Annotated in this window: 2 protein-coding genes; both read right to left on the bottom strand. The window is 64.2% G+C overall.

Annotation, left to right across the window (positions count from 1 at the left end; all coding sequences use genetic code 11):
* Positions 1 to 86: 86 nt before the first annotated feature.
* Positions 87 to 7,829, bottom strand: coding sequence for a non-ribosomal peptide synthetase (locus AC5Y5C_RS04085; RefSeq protein ID WP_499969191.1), 7,743 nt, complete (start codon positions 7,827 to 7,829; stop codon positions 87 to 89).
* Positions 7,826 to 18,226, bottom strand: coding sequence for an amino acid adenylation domain-containing protein (locus tag AC5Y5C_RS04080; protein WP_499969189.1), 10,401 nt, complete (start codon positions 18,224 to 18,226; stop codon positions 7,826 to 7,828). Before AC5Y5C_RS04080 ends, AC5Y5C_RS04085 begins: the two co-directional genes overlap by 4 nt.
* Positions 18,227 to 18,243: the final 17 nt, after the last annotated feature.

Here is an 18,243-nt window from a genome sequence, read left to right as displayed (position 1 = left end):
AGGCTAATCACTCCGGCAGAAGGCAGATCAAATAAGTTAGCCATCATGAAACAGCTTGCGTTGCGACCCCGACCATTTCTCGCACGCTAAAGCAATCCATGCAATCGCAAGTCACTCGCATATTTGGCGATGATCGGCGCCGAGACTTGTGGAATGTCGTGACCGGAACCTATTTGCGCCTCGCGTACCGCGGCCTGGAATCGGTCCGCCGGAGCCATGGATCCCCGGGAAGGATCCGGCGGCTTCCCGTCCCATCCGTGGTCCTGCAAGATCTTCAGCATCTGCAACACGGATCCTTGACGTTGATGATCCGGCAAAGCGTGCAGGCCTTGCTCGAACCGCGTGACCCACTCGCTGAAATCGCTGATGCGTTCAATCGGGTGCCCGGCCTCGATCAACCAGTCGACGTACTCGTCGATCCCGATGCCGTCATCATGCGGGTTCATCACGTGATAGGTCTCGAATCCCGTGAACGACCCAGGGGACGAGCCCGCCGCCGTCCCGCCCAGCGTGGTGATCGCCTCGGCAACGAATTCCACCGGTAGCCCGTCGAAGTGCGCGCGCTGACGACTCCCGTCGTCGGCGAGTCGGTAAACGGAGTGGGGCGCGACTCCGGTGGCGACAATGCTCAGCACCATCCGTGCGACCGTGTCAGAGGCGTTCACCTGGCCCGCGTAGCTGGTGCCGACCATGATCATGCCCGAACGGAACACCCTGACCGGCAAGCCAACCTGCTCGTGGGCCTCGCGAAGCAGCACCTCGCCGGCCCATTTGCTGTTGCCGTAGCCGTTCGCGTAGCTCCCATCGGAAGGGCGAATGGCGCTGATGAGCCGGATATCGGCATCCTCGACGAAGGTCGATTTCTCGATTTCTCGACCGACGTCCGCCGTCGAGACGAACGTGTACGGCTTGAGCTTCGTGGTTAACGCGAACCGGATCAGTTCCGCCGTGCCAACCACATTGGGTCCGAACAGCTCGCTGTAGGGCAGCACGCTATTGACCAATGCCGCCGAATCGACGATCAGGTCGACGGTACCGGCCAGCCGTTGCCAGGTCTCTTCATCCAGGCCGAGGCCTGGTTCAGCCTTGTCACCGGCGATCACCTGCAGCCGGTCCACGGCGAGTGTTTCGTAAACCCGGATCAATTCCGCGTCGCCGCTGTCGAAGGTGCTATCGAGACGGCGTCGGGCATCTTCGTCGGACTTGGCACGCACCAGGCAAATCAGCGTGCCATCGACCTGCTCCAACTCCTTGAGCCATTGCAGCACGAGGTAGCGCCCCAGGAAGCCAGTCGCTCCCGTCAGCAGCACCGTCCGTGGCCTCGCATCGGCGCGCGGCAACGTCGGAGCCGACTGCAGCGTTGCCTCATCGATGAACTTGTCCAGGGTCAGGTCACTGGCCCTTACCTCCGAGGCGCCGAGCCCATGCACGGATGCATAGGTCGGCCCGCTGCTCGCGGAGCCTGCGGCGCCGTCCAAATACACGCTCAGGCTTCGCACCGACGGCGCCTCGAACAAGGTTCTCACCGCCAGCTGAGCATCGAGCGACGTGTTGATCGCGGCAACCACCCGCATGGCGGAGATCGAGTCCCCACCCAGATCAAAGAATGAATCGTCGGTCCCGACCCGCTCTACGCCGAGTACCTGCGCGTAGATGCCGGCGAGTGTCTCCTCCACCGCATTGGCCGGAGCGCGGTAGCGGGCCGCGTCGTCGTACTCGGGCACGGGGAGCGCGCGCTTATCGAGCTTGCCGTTGACCGTCAGCGGCAACGCCTCCAGCTTCACCACCGCGGCCGGCACCATGTAGGGCGGCAGCCGCTTGGCCAATGAACTGCGCAGCTCGGCAGGCTCACCGGCCCCAATGAAATACCCGACCAGGCGCTTGTCGCCGGGACGGTCCTCGCGGGCGATCACCGCCGCCTGCTCCACCCCGTCCAGGTCGGCAAGGGCTGCCTGAATCTCACCGAGCTCGATGCGGAAACCGCGGATCTTGACCTGCTCGTCGGCCCGGCCCAGGTACTCAAGCTGCCCGATTGACGCCCCTGAGACACCCCACCGCACCAAGTCCCCGGTGCGGTACATACGCGCCCCCGGCTCCCCGAACGGGCACGCCGTGAACCGCGCCGCAGTCAGCGCCGAGCGGCCCACATAACCGAGGCCAACACCGAATCCAGCCACGTACAACTCGCCGACCACACCCGGTGGCACCGGCCGCATCCACCTGTCCAACACGAACAACCCGGCGTCGGGTACCGGAACACCAATCGGTACCACACCCGATCCGGCGATCAACTCACCAAACGTGGCATAGATCGTCGTCTCCGTCGGACCGTAGCCGTTGATCATTACCCGCCCGGGCGCCCACTTGTCCACCACTTCGGTAGGGCAGGCTTCACCGGCGACGATCAACGTCATACCGTCCAGTCCCTCGGGCGACAACATCCCCACCGCCGACGGAGTTTGGAACAAAACGGTGACCTTTTCACGGATCAGCAGATCGCGGAAATCGTCCGGCGACCGAACGACCGAATCCGGAACAACCACCAATCGGCCACCATGCAGCAGTGCCCCAAAGATCTCCCACACGGTGATGTCGAAGACCAGGGAGCCCGCCTGCGTCCACACCTCACCCGGCCCCGTAGGCATGTGAGTAAGCGGAAATTGAAGTGCCTGAGTCACATTGCCGTGTGCGATGGCCACGCCCTTGGGGACGCCCGTGGTTCCCGAGGTGTAAATCGTGTACGCAACGTCATCAGGTGCCGGAGTGAGCAATGGCGCATGGCCGTAGATGGCGCCGGTGGGATCGTCCTCGGCATCGTCGAACTGGACCACCGAGACTCCGGACCCGTCGAACCGCCCGCGCAGCTCGGCGGTCGTGACGGCCGCGATCGGCACGGCATCGGACAGCATGAACTCCAGTCGCGTATCTGGTACCGAGGGATCGATCGGCAGATACGACGCTCCGGTCTTGAGAATCGCGAGGATCGCCACAATCGCGTCGTCGGAGCGGGGCATCAACAGCGCCACCGACTCCCCCGGAGCGGCACCGTAGATCGCCAGTAAATTCGCCAATCGCGTGGCTGCCTCGTCGAGCTCACCATAGGTGACCGAGCGGCCCTCGAATGTCAGCGCCACCGCCTCCGGGGCACGATCGACCTGCTCGGCGAACGCCTCCGGGATGGACAACACCGGCGCCGTTCCCCGCGCCAACACCTTGCGGTTGCCCCAGCCATCGAGCTGTTCGTGCTCACTGGTCTTCAGCACATCCAGTGACGAGAGTCGTTGCGAGGCATCGGCAACCATGGAAGTCAGCACCCGCTCGAACCGCTCGAACACGGCCTCGATATCGGCCGCACCAAACTTGTCGGTGTCGAACTCGACGCGGATACCCAGCTCATGACCCGGTAGTGCCATCACCGACAGGGGGTAGTGGTTGTACTCGCGGGTGACGAACTCGGTGATGGCCAGCTCCTGCACGCCTGCGAACGCGCTGGTGTCAATCGGATAGCTCTCGTACAGGAAGAGCGTGTCGAACAGTTGCTCGTGGCCCGTGATGTGGTGGATATCGTTGAGTGCCAGATGCTCGTGCTCGATGGTGTCGTTATGGGCACTCTGCAACTGCCCCAACAACTCGGCGACTGTGGTGGTCGCGGTGGCACGCGCCCGGACCGGCACCGTGTTGATGAGAAGACCCACGATCGAGTCGGATCCGGCAAGCTCTGCGGGCCGCCCCGACACCGCCGTACCGAACGCGACGTCCTGCTGTCCGGTCACCACCATGAGCAGCTGTGCCCACGCGGCCTGTAACACCGTGCTGATCGTGGTGTGCTGAGACCGCGCGAGATCGGCAAGGGCCTGTGTGGTCTCGGCCGACACCCGATAGGACTCGACTCCCCTGCCGCCCGGAGGTGCGGGCGGAGCTACAAGCGTGGGGGTGTCGAAACCGGCCAGCACCTCGCGCCATGCCTCTCGCGCAGCGTCTCGATCCTGCTCTGCCAGCCAACTGACGAAATTGCGGTACGAGGATGGCGCCGGGAGCCGCTGGCCGAAGTAGCTCGCGAAGATCTCCTGCAGCAGAATCGGCAACGACCAGCCATCAATCACGACGTGGTGGAACGTCAGCACGAACCGGTGTTTGTTCCCCTCCGTGCGAATCAACGCCGCGCGCAGCGTCGGTCGATCGGCAAGATCGCAGACCGCGGCACGCTCTGCCGCGCAGAGCCGCTCAATCTCCTCGTCGGGAGTCAGGTCATCCCCACGAAGGTCGAGGTATCGCCATGCGATCACCGGTTCGGCGAGAATCACCTGTACCGGGTCTCCGAACTGTGTGCAGAATCGGGCCGCCAGGTTGGGATGACGGCGGACCACAGCGTGAACCGCGTCGCGGAGCCTGATCTGGTCGACGAGACCGGTCACCGTGATGTCGAGTTGCACCGCGTAGAAGTCGACCCCGGCTGCGTCGTCGTCCAGTACCCCCGCCGACCGTGCGAAGGTGGTGTGGAAGAGCAGACCCTGCTGAATGGGTGTCAGTGGGAGGACGTCGACAATGTCGTGCTGCTCATGCAGCTCGTCGAGCTGCTGTTGACTCAGCTGTGCCGGAGCGATATCGGACGGGGTCAACCCGCCGCCGCCACCGCGCACATACGCGCAGATCCCGGCAAGGGCCTCGAACCACAGCTGACTCAGCCGCTGCACCTGCGGCTCGGTGACCGATGAGGGTGCCCATGTCCAGCCGGCTCGCAGATGTGCGCCGGACTCATCGCCGAGCCCGCCCTCCACGATTCCGGCATTGAGATCCACCGTGTACATCAGCGGCATGGACACCGACGAAGCCACGCTGGTTGAGGTCAAACTGTCCTCGTTGATCCGCCACAGTTCGTCCGTGAGATCCGCGGCACCGGCGCCGAGGCGCCCGAGGTAGTTGAATCCGATGACTGGTTCCGGCACCGCCAGGTCCACATCACGGTTCAGGTAGCGCAACAATCCGTAGGTCAACGGATCGGGAAGCGCCCGCAATTGCTCCTTGGCGCCCTTGATGATTGGCCCCAATTCGGCAGCCCCGCTGGAAATTTCCGGCCAGGACAGACCCCCGACACTCAGCGCCACCGGGTACTTGGTGGTGAACCAGCCGACGGTACGCGATAGGTCGATATCGCCCGCCAATTCCTCGTGACGCCCATGGCCCTCGACTCCGATGCCAACCGACGCCACATTGGAGTCCAGGAATTCGTTCCAGGCCAATCCGAACGCGATCAGCAAAATGTCTTGCACCCCAGCGTGAAAAGCCGCCGGAACCTCACTCAGCAGCTCCCGGGTGGTCTCGGCATCGAGCGACACGGACAACGTCTTGGCGGTGGCGTAGGTGTCCAGCCCGGGGAGCACCGCGGGCAACGCCGCGGGAACCGCTGTCACCTCTCGCCAGGCGTCGGCCGTTGCGATCACCGCAGGGGCATGCGCATGCTCGTCGAGCAGCGAGGCCCAGCGAGCGAACGAGGTGCCTCCTGTGGGCAACTCCACCGGTTGCCCACCATGATGCTGCGCCCAGGCAATATTCAAGTCTTCCAAGAGAATTCGCCACGACACGCCATCCACTGCCAGGTGGTGGATCATCAGGGCCAACTGCCGGGTATCGGGCACCCACACCGCGCTCAGCTCAGATCCCGTGGCCGGATTCAGCTGAGCACGAGCTGCCACCAGCTCCGCGTCCGACAAGGTCTCGGCAACACGCAGGCGATCACGCGCGTTCACCGCACCCTTCTCCGGAACGGAGAGTGACCACACCCCGGTCTCAGAGGCACCGTCGTCCTCGGCACGCAGCCGCAGGGTGGCATGCCGGTCCAGCAGCGCCTGCAGCACGACAACAACGTCCTCCTCAGCCACCCCGACCGGGGCCTGCAGGACGATCGTCTGGTTGAACTGGTCGGTGGGACCTTGCACGCCGTGCAGCCAGTGCATGATCGGGGTCGCCGATACCGGGCCGATGCCCTCGTCTACGACACCGGCCTGGCCGTCCGAGAGGGAGGCCACCGCTGCCACCCCACTGACGGTCTGCTCGACGAAGATGTCACGTGGCCGGCACAACACCCCGGCCGCCCGCGCTCGCGACACCACCTGCATCGACAGAATGCTGTCGCCACCGAGATCGAAGAACGACTCGTCGACGCCCACGCGGTCCACTCCGAGAACCTGGGCATAGATATCGGCCAAGATCTTCTCGACCGGCCCGGACGGTGCACGGTAATCCGTACCGACGGTGCGGTATTCGGGTGCGGGCAGGGCGCGCTTGTCCAACTTGCCGTTTACCGTCAACGGCAGCGTTTCCAGCACCACCACCGCGGCCGGAACCATGTATGCCGGCAGCCTTTCCGCGAGCGCGGTGCGGGCCTCGACCGGATCGGCGCTCCCCATGATGTACCCGACGAGGCGCTTGTCGCCGGGGCGGTCCTCGCGGGCGATCACCACCGCCTGCTCCACTCCGTCCAGGCGCGCGAGTGCGGCCTGAATCTCGCCTAGCTCGATCCGATACCCGCGAATCTTCACCTGCTCATCTGCGCGGCCCAGGTACTGCAGCTGGCCGTCTTCACCCCACTGCACCAGATCGCCGGTGCGGTACATCCGCGAGCCCGGCCCACCGAATGGGCAGGCGAGGAACCGCGATGCGGTCAATCCGGATCGGTGCGCATAACCGGGCGCAACCCCGTTACCGGCAACATAGAGCTCGCCTACCACGCCTTCGGGTGCAGGCCGCAGCCACTTGTCCAAAACGAACAGCGCCGCACCGGGAACCGGCGAACCGATCGGTGCCACATCCGACCCCGGCCGCAGCGGTCCACTCATCGCCGCGTAAATAGTGGCCTCGGTCGGACCGTAGGCATTGATCATCGTTCGTCCGCTGGTGGCCCACCGATCCACCAGTTCTGTCGGGCACGCCTCACCGGCGACGATGAGCGTCGTCGACTCCAGCCGTTCGGGAGATAACATCCCTGCCGCCGAAGGGGTTTGGCACAGGACGCTGACCTTCTCACTGATCAACAACTCGTGGAGTTCATCCGGTGAAGACGCGATCGATTCTGGCACCACCACCAGGCGTCCACCGTGCAATAGCGCGCCCCAGATCTCCCACACCGAAACGTCGAAGACCAACGAATGCCATTGTGACCAAACATGACCGGGCCCGGCCGGCAGATCGGCGCGCACCGCGTCCACCAACTGGGTGACGTTGTGATGGGTGACCGCAACAGCTTTGGGAACGCCGGTGGTACCCGAGGTGTAGGTCATGTATGCGAGGTCATCGGGTTCCGGCACGGAGAGCGCGGAACTGGGCTGGCCATCAATGAGGGGGTCGTCGATTTCGATCACCCGCACATCGAGTCCGTCGAAGCGTGAGCTCAAGTCAGCCGTGGTGAGGATCGCTACCGGCCCCGCATCCGAGACCATGAACTTGATGCGCTCGTCGGGGTGGGCCGCGTCGATCGGCAAATAGGCAGCCCCGGTCTTGAGCACTGCCAAAAGCCCGATGATCGCCTCGCCCGAGCGCGGAACCAGCAGCCCGACAACCTCTCCCGGACCGGCGCCATTGCCCGCCAGCAGGTGGGCAATACGGTTCGTGACCTGATCCAGCTCGCGATAGGTCCAGGACCTGTCCCTGCACACCAGCGCGACGGTCTCCGGCGCCCGCTCCACCTGGACCGCGAACAGCACCGGGATCGAGACGGGTTCGGCGGTGGGCTCCGTGAGCACCGCCCGGTTACCCCACTCGTCGAGTCGGTCGTGATCGTCGTCGTCGAGAAGATCCATCGACAACAAAGTCCGGGTGGGATCGGCGCTCATGAGGGCTCCTTCTTCTTCCCTTTGACATCGGATGTCATGGCCTCCAGCACGCGCTGGAACCTCTTGACCAACTTTCCAATTCGGACAGCGTTGAAGACATCGGTGTCAAATTCGACGCGGAGCCCCAGCTCGTGGCCCGGGGTGGCTTGCACCGCAAGCGGGTAGTGGTTGTACTCACGATTACTGAACCCGGTAATAGACAATTCATGCACACGCGATAGCGCGGCCGTGTCGATGGGGTAATTCTCGTAGACGAACATTGTGTCGAACAGCTGATCATGCCCGACGGCATGGTGAATCTCATTGAGCGCCAAGTGCTGATGCTCCAGTGTGTCCCCGTAGGCGCCCTGCAGCTGGTTCAACAAGTCGGCGATAGTGGTAGCCGAGGTGATGGTCGCGCGGACCGGCACCGTGTTGATCAACAGCCCCACCATTGATTCCGCCCCGACCAGATCGGTCGGTCGGCCCGATACCGCAGTACCGAACGCGACATCGGTCTGCCCGGTCAGCCACATCAGCAGTTGGGCCCATGCGGCCTGCAGCACCGTGCTGACCGTGGTGCGGCAGGAGCGAGCGAGCTCCGCGAGCGCCTGGGTGGTCTCGGCAGACACCACAAAGGACTCGACCCCTCGCCGCCCCAGCACCATTCGGCCCGGGGGCCCCACCAGGGTCGGGGTCTCGAAACCTTCGAAGACCTTGCCCCAGGCCGCGCGTGCGGTGCTGTTGTCCTGGCCGGACAGCCACGTCACAAACCTGCGATACGCCACCGGCGCCGGCAGACGTTCGCCGAAATAACTCGCGAAGATCTCCTGCAGCAGGATCGGCTTTGACCATCCATCCAGCACGATGTGGTGATTGGTGACCAGGAAGCGGTACTGGTCCTCCCCGGTCCGGGCCAGCGCGGCCCGGAACGCCGGTTGCGCGGCCAGGTCGCAGACCGCGGCCCGCTCCGCGGCGGAAAGCCGCTCGACCCGCTGCTCGACATCCACGCCACCGTCCGCGTCGAGCTCGATGTACTGCCATGCCAGTTCTGGGTCGGCCGGAATGAGCTGCACCGGCTCGCCGAACTCCTCGTAGAACGTGGCAACAACATTCGGGCGACGTTTGATCGCGGTGTGCACGGCCTCCTCGAGCCGCTTCGGATCGAGGGGACCGCTCAAAGTCACATCGAGCTGCACCGCATACAGGTCGTCACTGCCCTCCATCGCATCCGGTGCCAGATTCGAGTGGAACAGCAGCCCCTGCTGCAGCGGAGTCAGCGGCAAGACATCTGCGATCTGATATTCCTCATGCAACTGGTCGATCTGTCGCTGGCTCAGCCGCGCCGGAACGACATCGGACGGAGTCAGGCCGCCGCCACCCGAGCGCACATGCGAGCAGATCCCGGCCAGCGCGTCGAACCAGAGCCGACTGATCTTGTCGACCTGGTCGTGGCTCAAAGCCGACAGCGCCCAGGTCCATGTCGCGTGCAAGCGACCGGAGTCGGGTCCAGCACCTTCCATCACGCCGGCATTGAGCTCGACGGTGTGCCCCAACGGAGTCGGTACCGATGTCGCCGCGGCGGTGATCGACACACCGCCTGGGTCGATCCGCCATAAATCTTCGGAGAGATCGGCACCCCCAGCGCCAAGCCGGCCCAGGTAGTTGAACCCGATCGCCGGGTCCGGTCCCGCGACATCCACGTCAGGGTTCAGGTACCGCAACAGCCCGTAGGTCAATCCGTCGGGCAGGGCGCGTAGCTGTTCCTTGGCGTCCTTGATGATGGGAGCCAGCATGGAATCGCCGGCAACCACGTGTGCCCACGACAGTTCGCCGACTGCCAACGACACCGGATACTTGCTGGTGAACCAGCCCACGGTGCGAGACAGATCAATGTCTCGCTCCGGGGTTCCGCCCAGTTCTTCGTCGCGGCCATGGCCTTCCACATCGATTCCGATCGGCGCGCCGCCGGAACCGAGAAACTCGTTCCACGCCAAGGCGAAAGCGATCAGCAGGATGTCCTGGACTCCAGCGTGGTAGGCGGCCGGCACCTCACCCAACAACTCGCGGGTGAGGTCAGCGTCCAGCGATACCGACAACTGTCCCGCACTGACGTAGGTGTCCATCGTGGGGTGGGCAGACGGCAACGAAGCCGGGATGGCCTCGACCTGGCGCCAGGCGTCGGCCAACGCCACCACGTCGGCAGAACGCGCGTGCTGGTCGAGCAGTGTCGCCCATCGGGCAAATGACGTTCCTCCAGACGGCAGCTCCACCGGTTGTCCACCGTGATGCTGCGCCCAAGCGATATTGAAGTCTTCCAACAGAATTCGCCATGACACTGCGTCCACCGCCAGGTGGTGAACGATCAGCACCAGTCGACGGCTGCCGCGCTCCCACAGTGCGCTCAGCATCGAACCGGTAGCGGGATTCAGTCGCGACCGAGCTTGATAGAGCGCCTCGTCCGTCAACGCGTCCACGGCAAGCAGGCAATCGCCTGCGTCCACCGCCCCTGCCTCCGGCACCAGAAGCGACCAATCACCACCGGTGTCTTCGGCGCGAAGCCTCAGCGTGGCGTGCCGATCCAACAGGGCCTGCAGCACGACGACCACATCGTCGTCGGTAACTCCCTCGGGAGCTTGCAGCACCACGGTCTGATTGAACTCGTCGACCTTGCCACCAAGCCCACGCAGCCAACGGATGATCGGCGTGGCCACCACCGGACCTGTGCCCGCGTCGACGACGGCCGTCGCTCCGTCGGCGAATACCGCTACCTGAGCCAACCGCGATACGGTCTGCTCGACGAAGATGTCGCGCGGCCGCAACAACAGACCAGCAGCGCGGGCGCGGGCCACCACCTGCATCGACGAGATGCTATCCCCGCCAAGGTCGAAGAATGAATCGTCGACACCGATCTGTTCTACTCCGAGCACTTGGGCGTAGATGCCGGCCAAGATCTCCTCGACGGCGTCCTCGGGCGCCCGGTAGTGGTCGGCGTCCTGGTACTCGGGCGCCGGCAGCGCGCGAGTGTCGAGCTTGCCGTTGACCGTCAACGGCAGGGCCTCCAACACCACGACGGCCGCGGGCACCATGTACGCGGGCAGTCGCTCGGCCAAGACGGAACGCACCGCAGCGGGATCCAAAGTCCCCGTGATCGATTCGGTGATGTAACCCACCAACCGCTTATCGCCGGGCCGGTCCTCGCGTGCGATCACCGCCGCTTGATCCACGCCATCCACGCGGGCCAGTGCCGCGTGGACCTCACCGAGTTCGATGCGGTACCCACGGATCTTCACCTGCTTGTCGGCGCGCCCCACGTACCGCAGCTGGCCGTCCTCACCCCACTGCACCAGGTCTCCGGTGCGGTACATCCGCGACCCGGGCGCCCCGAATGGGCATGCGACAAAACGTGTTGTCGTCAGGTCCGAACGTCCCAGATACCCGCTCGCCTGGCCGGACCCGGCCACATACAACTCACCGACGACACCTACCGGCACCTGGCGCAACCAGCCGTCCAGCACGAAGAAGGCGAGATGCTCCAACGGCACGCCGATCGGGCTGCTATTGCTGCCTAGGTCGCCGCTGTCGATCTCCCGGAAGGAGGCGTGCACTGTCGTCTCGGTGATGCCATACATATTGATCATCCGCGGCAGCCCGGGGTGGCTGTCGAACCATGACGAGAGACGCTGTGGTTCAAGTGCCTCTCCACCGAAGACCACCGTCTGCAGCTTCAGCTGCTGTCCCACCTCGGGCTGCAGCGCATCTGCGGTTTGCAACGCGTAGAAGGCCGAAGGAGTCTGACTCAGGACGCTGACCTCTTCGCTGACAAGCATGGCGTGCAGGTCTTCTGGGGAGCGCACAACCGCATCCGGCACGATGAGCAGCCGCCCGCCGTACAGCAGCGCACCCCAGATTTCCCATACGGAGTAGTCGAACGCCAGGGAGTGGCATTGTGTCCAGACCTGTCCCAAATCCAGCTCTGCGTCCAGCGATTCCAACAGCTGGGCTACGTTGCGGTGGGTAACCGCCACACCCTTGGGAGCACCGGTGGTTCCCGACGTGTAGATGATGTAGGCGATGTCGTCCACCGCGGGGCCAGGTAATGCGGTGTCGGACTGTCGATCCACGGCGGGATCGTTGATATCAATCGCGGAAATCCCGGATCCGTCGAGCCGCGGCAACAGGTCCGCCGTCGTGACCGCGGCAACCGGTGCCGCATCCCTAAGCACGAACTGCACCCGGGAGTCGGGGTGTGCGGGATCGATGGGCAGATACGCCGCTCCGGTCTTGAGCACGGCCAGAATTGCCGCGATCGCCTCGCCCGTACGAGGAAGCAGTAACGCCACCCGCTCACCCGAACGGGCGCCACTGGCCACCAAATGGTTCGCCAATCTGTTGGCGGTCGCATCCAATTCGCCATAAGTCCAGGAACGTTCACCACAGGTGATCGCGACTGCCTCCGGTGCGCGCGCGACCTGTGCGGCGAAGAGTGCCGGGATCGAGGTCAATGCCAGTTCCGGCCGGGTCAGCACTGCGCGGTTACCCCACGTGTCCAACCGATCGTGTTCGCCGGCGTCGAGTAGATCGATGGAAGACAACCGCGTGGCCGGGTCGGTGGTCATGGCCGTCAGCACCTGCCGCAGCCTGTCAACGATGGTCTCGATCGCCGCCAATTCGAAGACATCGGTATCGAATTCGACACGCAAGCCCAACTCGTGTCCCGGCATGGCCACGACAGAGAGCGGGTAATGGTTGTACTCGCGGCTGCTGAAGTCGGTGATCGCCAGATCTTGCACACCCAACTGCGCGCCGACGTCGATCGGGTAGTTCTCGTACACGAACAGAGTGTCGAAAAGTCTGTCGAGACCGATCGCGTGGTGAATCTCGTTGAGCGCCAAGTGCTCGTGCTCGACAGTGTGGTTGTGAGTGCGTTGCAACTGATCCAGCAGATCGGCGACGGTGGTCGCCGCGGTGATGTTTGCGCGCACCGGCACCGTGTTGATCAACAGGCCAACCATCGAGTCGGCCCCGGCCAAGTCGGCGGGGCGCCCCGACACGGCGGTGCCGAACGCGACATCGTGATGGCCGGTCAACCAGGTCAGCACTTGGGCCCACGCGGCCTGCAGCACCGTGTTCACGGTCGTGCGCTGCGCACGCGCCAGCTCGGATAGCGAGCGGGTGATGTGCTCCGGCAGCCGATAGGACTCGACTCCACGACGACCCGCCGAAGCAAGCGTGCCCACCAGTGTGGGGGTCTCGAAACCGTCGAGCGCGGCACCCCATGCCGATTGCGCCGCAACGCGATCCTGCCCCGCCAGCCAGGTGACGAAGTTTCGGTACGGTGCGGCTGAGGGGAGACGCTGCCCGTAGTAGGCACCGAAGATCTCCTGTAGCAAAATCGGCAACGACCAGCCATCGATCACGATGTGGTGAGCGGTCAGGACAAGCCGGTGCCGGTTCTCCGCAGGACCACCGAGCCCCGAGATCAGTGCCGCCCGGAAGACCGGCTCGGCGAAAATCCGGCAGGCCGCCGCACGCTCGGCCGCACACAGCTGCTCAACCTGCTGATCGATATCGCCGACCAATTCGACATGCCGCCAAGCGATGACAGGCTCCGCGGAAATGATCTGAACAGGCTCGCCGTACTCCTCACTGAAGCGGGCGGCCAGATTCGGATGGCGGCGGACCACCGTGTACACCGCGTCACGCAGGCGATCCGCGTCCAAGGGCCCGGTCACGGTGAGACCCAACTGCACCGCGTAGACGTCATCACCCACCGAATCCCCCGTGGCCTCGGCAAAACCGGCCTGGAAGAGCAGTCCTTGCTGCAACGGGGTAAGCGGAAGCACATCGGCGACCTCATACTGCTGCACCAACGTGTCGATCTGTTGCTGGGTCAAGCGTGCGGGCGCCAGATCGGACGGCGTCAGGCCGCCTCCACCCGAACGCACGTGAGCGCATATCCCACCCAGAGCCTCGAACCACAACCGGCTCAATTGATCAACCTGCTTAGCGTCCAAAGCTGAAGGTGCCCAAGCCCAATTAGCCCGAAGCTCGGGACCGGACCCGGTATCCGAAGGTGTCTCAAGGATCCCGGCGTTGAGCTCCACCGAGTGGGCCAGCGGCATCGAAATCGCCGCAGCCACATCGGTCATCGATAGGCTCTCTTGGCTTATCCGCCAAAAATCTTCGGAGAGCTCGGCCGCCCCGGCGCCCAGGCGACCGAGGTAGTTGAAACCGATTGTCGGCTCTGGACCTTCCAGGTCGATATCGGGGTTCAGGTAGCGCAGCAAACCATAGGTCAGTCCGTCGGGCAGAGCGCGCAGCTGTTCCTTGGCTGCCTTGACCACCTGGCCGAGAGCAGCCTCACCCGCTGTCACCTGCCCCCACGACAGTTCGCCTGTCGACAATGACGCCGGGTACTTGGTGGTGAACCACCCGACCGTGCGCGACAAGTCGATGCGGCGATGAACGGCTTCGCCGATTTCCTCCTGGCGCCCGTGCCCCTCGATGTCGAATGCAATCGGCGCTCCCCCAGCGCCAAGGAATTCATTCCAGGCCAGACTGAAGGCGATCAGCAGAATATCTTGCACCCCAGCGTGAAACGCCGCGGGCACCTCACCGAGCAGTTGGCGCGTGGTCTCGACATCCAATGACAGTGATAGCCGTCCGGCATTGGCGTACGTGTCGGTGGCAGGCTGGACTGCGGACACTCGTGCAGGTGTAGTCAGTACCTCTTTCCATGCATCCGCTTGCTCCACCACATCCGTGGACCGCGCATGTTCGGACAGCAGCGCGGACCAGCGGCCGAACGACGTCCCACCGGACGGCAGCTCGACATTCGCTCCACCGTGGTGCTGTGCCCACGCGATATTCAAGTCTTCCAACAGAATTCGCCATGACACTCCATCGACAGCCACGTGGTGAATCACCAGCGCCAACTGTCCGGTGCCGGGAATCCACACCGCGCTCAGCATCGATCCGGTGGCAATGTTCAGTCGAGAACGGGCCGCCACCAACGCCTCCCCCGACAAGGCCTCGGCGACGCGTAGGCAATCACGAGCATCTACCGACCCTGCTTCCGGGACGAACAGTGACCACTCGCCGTCATTGTCCGTGGCGCGTAGCCGCAGGGTGGCATGCCGATCCAGCAAAGCCTGCAGCAGAACAACCACGTCATCCTCGGACACACCTGAAGGTGCCTGGATCACGAGTGTCTGGTTGAACTCGTCGATCGGGCTCCCCGAAACCTGCACACTGTGCAGCCAGCGGATGATCGGCGTGGCTTCCACCGGTCCGAGGCCTTCATCTACCACATCGGCTTCGCCGCCAGAGATTTCGACGACCGCGGCCAGCCGCGACACCGTCTGCTCGATGAAGACATCACGCGGCCGGCACAACACGCCCGCCGCCCGGGCACGGGCGACCACCTGCATCGAGAGGATGCTGTCACCGCCCAGATCGAAGAAGGAATCGTCGACTCCGACACGATCAACGCCGAGCACCTGGGCGTAGACACCGACGAGGATCTCCTCGACGGCAGTACCGGGGGCCCGGTAGTCAGCACCCAGACCGCCATATTCGGGAGTCGGCAACGCGCGGGTGTCCAGTTTGTTGTTGGACGTCAAAGGCAACGCCTCAAGCACCACCACCGCAGCCGGAACCATGTAGGGCGGAAGACGTTTCGCCAAGGTGCTGCGCACGTCGGCGGGGTCGGCCGTCCCCGTGACATAGCCGACGAGGCGTTTGTCCCCGGGCCGGTCCTCACGGACGATCGCCGCCGCCTGGTCCACCCCGTCGAGCACGCTCAACGCGGCCTGGACTTCACCGAGTTCAATGCGGTACCCGCGAATCTTGACCTGCTCGTCGGCGCGGCCCAGATACTGCAGCTGTCCATCAGCTCCCCACGACACCAGGTCGCCCGTGCGGTACATGCGTGTACCGGGCTGCCCGAAGGGGCACGCCACGAAGCGCGAGGCAGTCAGGTCGGAGCGACCGATGTATCCGCAGGCAACACCGTCACCGGCCACATACAGTTCCCCAACGACGCCAGCCGGCACCGGCTGCATCCACGTGTCCAACACAAACAGCGCTGCGCCGGGAACGGGCGCGCCAATGGGAACCACGGAATCCGGCGCCCCTGCCACCAACGGAGCACTGATCGCCACGCACATCGTGGTCTCGGTCGGACCGTACGCATTGATCATCAGCCGGCCCGGAGCCCACCGCTCGACGACCGCCGGAGGGCATGCCTCACCCACCACGGCAAGCGCCGTGGACTCCAGGCCGTCCGGGGAAAGCATCGTCACGGCCGACGGAGTCTGCGTCAGCACGGTGACCTGTTCGGCGACCAAAACATCATGGAAGTCCACCGGCGAGCCCGTAATCGATTCGGGTACCACCACCAGCCTGCCACCGCGCAGCAGTGCGCCCCAGATCTCCCATACCGAAACATCGAATGCCAGCGAATGGCATAGCGGCCATACGCCGCCGTGTGGCAGGCCCGCATCGAGCGTGGACATCAGCTGGGTGACGTTCTGGTGTGTGACGGCAACACCCTTGGGGGCTCCAGTGGTGCCCGAGGTGTAGATGATGTAGGCGATGTCATCTGGAGTGGGGCCGGGCGGTGGGGCCACGGGCACCGTATCGGTTCCGGTATCGGCCCCGGAGGTATCGAGATCGATGATGGCGAGATCGAAACTGTCCAGCCGCGCCCTGAGCCCGGTGGTGGTGATCGCGGCGACCGGCGCCGCATCACCGAGGATGTACTCCAGCCGCGACGCGGGCACTGCCGGGTCGATCGGCAGGTATGCCGCCCCCACCTTCAGCACGGCCAATATTCCAATGACCGCCGCAGCAGAGCGATCCGACAGCAGGACCACGCGATCGCCGGGACCCACGCCGTGCGATACCAGCCGACTCGCCAGACGGTCGGCGGCCGCGTCGAGCTCGCGATACGTCAGGGTGCGCTCACCGAAGGTCAGCGCGGCGGCATCGGGATCGGCCGATACCTGGGACGTAAACAACTCCGGAATCGACACGCGTGCACCGACCGGACCGCTCAACGCGGCCCTGTTGCCAAGCGTGTTCAGTCCGCTGAGCTCCTCGCCGAGGAGCGAGTCCAACGACGAAAGCCGACGCTCCGGGTCGGCGGCCATCTCCGAGAGCAGACGCTGCAACCGAAGCGCCAGATTCGGCACTCCAAAGTTGGCGAACGGCTCCCCATCGCCCGACGAGCTGAGAAGTAGTTGGTCACTGGCTCCGATAAAGAAGAGTCCAAAGTGCCCCATGGGGCCGTGGTTGGTATAGCTCGCCGTGGCAGGCACGCCGGCGAGGTCCAAGGTGAGTCGCATGGGAATGAAGTTGATGGCGACGCGATTTCCTGCCTGGCGGGGGCCCCGGAGTCCGAATTCGCCGCCGTCGAGAATATGCGCCGGGAACCGTTGATGCTTCAGCAGTTCGCGAATGCGTACATCAACGTGCTGGCAGAATTCGGCGACCGTGGATTCCGGCGGAGCACTGAGCACTAGCGGCACCACGCCGGCCAGCATGCCTGGGAGCATCTTCGACTCGGGCCGAACACGTCGACTCACCGGAAAGTCAAGCGCCACTTCCGAACCACTCGTGGACCATCCGCGCACCAACAACGCGCAGGCCGCCGTGATAACCGAGTACCGGCGAACACGCAAAGCCTTTGTCAAGTCTTTGATTTGATCCACAACGGCGTCATCGATCTGAACCGACGCGGACGGTGTGTAGCCCTCATGGCCCTCATGGGCATGCGGCGGACGAGGATCTAGCCCGCTGTCCGGCGGAAGGTTACGACTCCAGTAGTTTCGATCCTCTATGTAGTCGGCGGACGCTTCGTACTCTGTCTCCAGATCGACCAGGTCCTGCAGGGTGCCGAAGTAGGCGTCGGGAATCGGATCGCCCGCGACCAGCGCGGAGTAGATCGATGCTATCCGGCGGCTCACGATCGCCATGCCCAAGCCATCCAGGTTGATGTGATGGCACAGCCCGAACATGTAGTACTCATCGTCCGCAGTCCGCATCAACGCGAATTTCAGCAGTTGACCGGTCAAAGGCATCGGTGTGCGTTGGATCGACGAGGCGATCCGGCGAGCGTGCTCGACAGGATCTTCTGAATCGCGCACGTCGTGGAAGGCCAACACGAGCTCGGAATGGTCAATCGCTCTCTGAACGATCTGACCATTGACCTCAAGGAAGGCGGCCCGCGCCGGTTCAGCTTCACAGATTGCCTGACGGACGGCCTGCTCAAGTAGAACTCGTTCTACTTTTCCTTCGATTCGGACCAAAAGGCCAAGCTGCCACTCCGCACCGACAAGACCGCTTTCCTGGGAAAGCCAGATATCCAATTGTCCGCGCGAAAGCGGTAATGCCCTGCCATCGGACTCCAACATTCGCCTACCCCCTCTCC

The sequence above is a fragment of the Mycobacterium sp. NGS15 genome (genome assembly GCF_059813245.1).
Note: the sequence above shows the minus strand (reverse complement) of the source record. Positions and strands in the feature narration are given on the sequence as shown.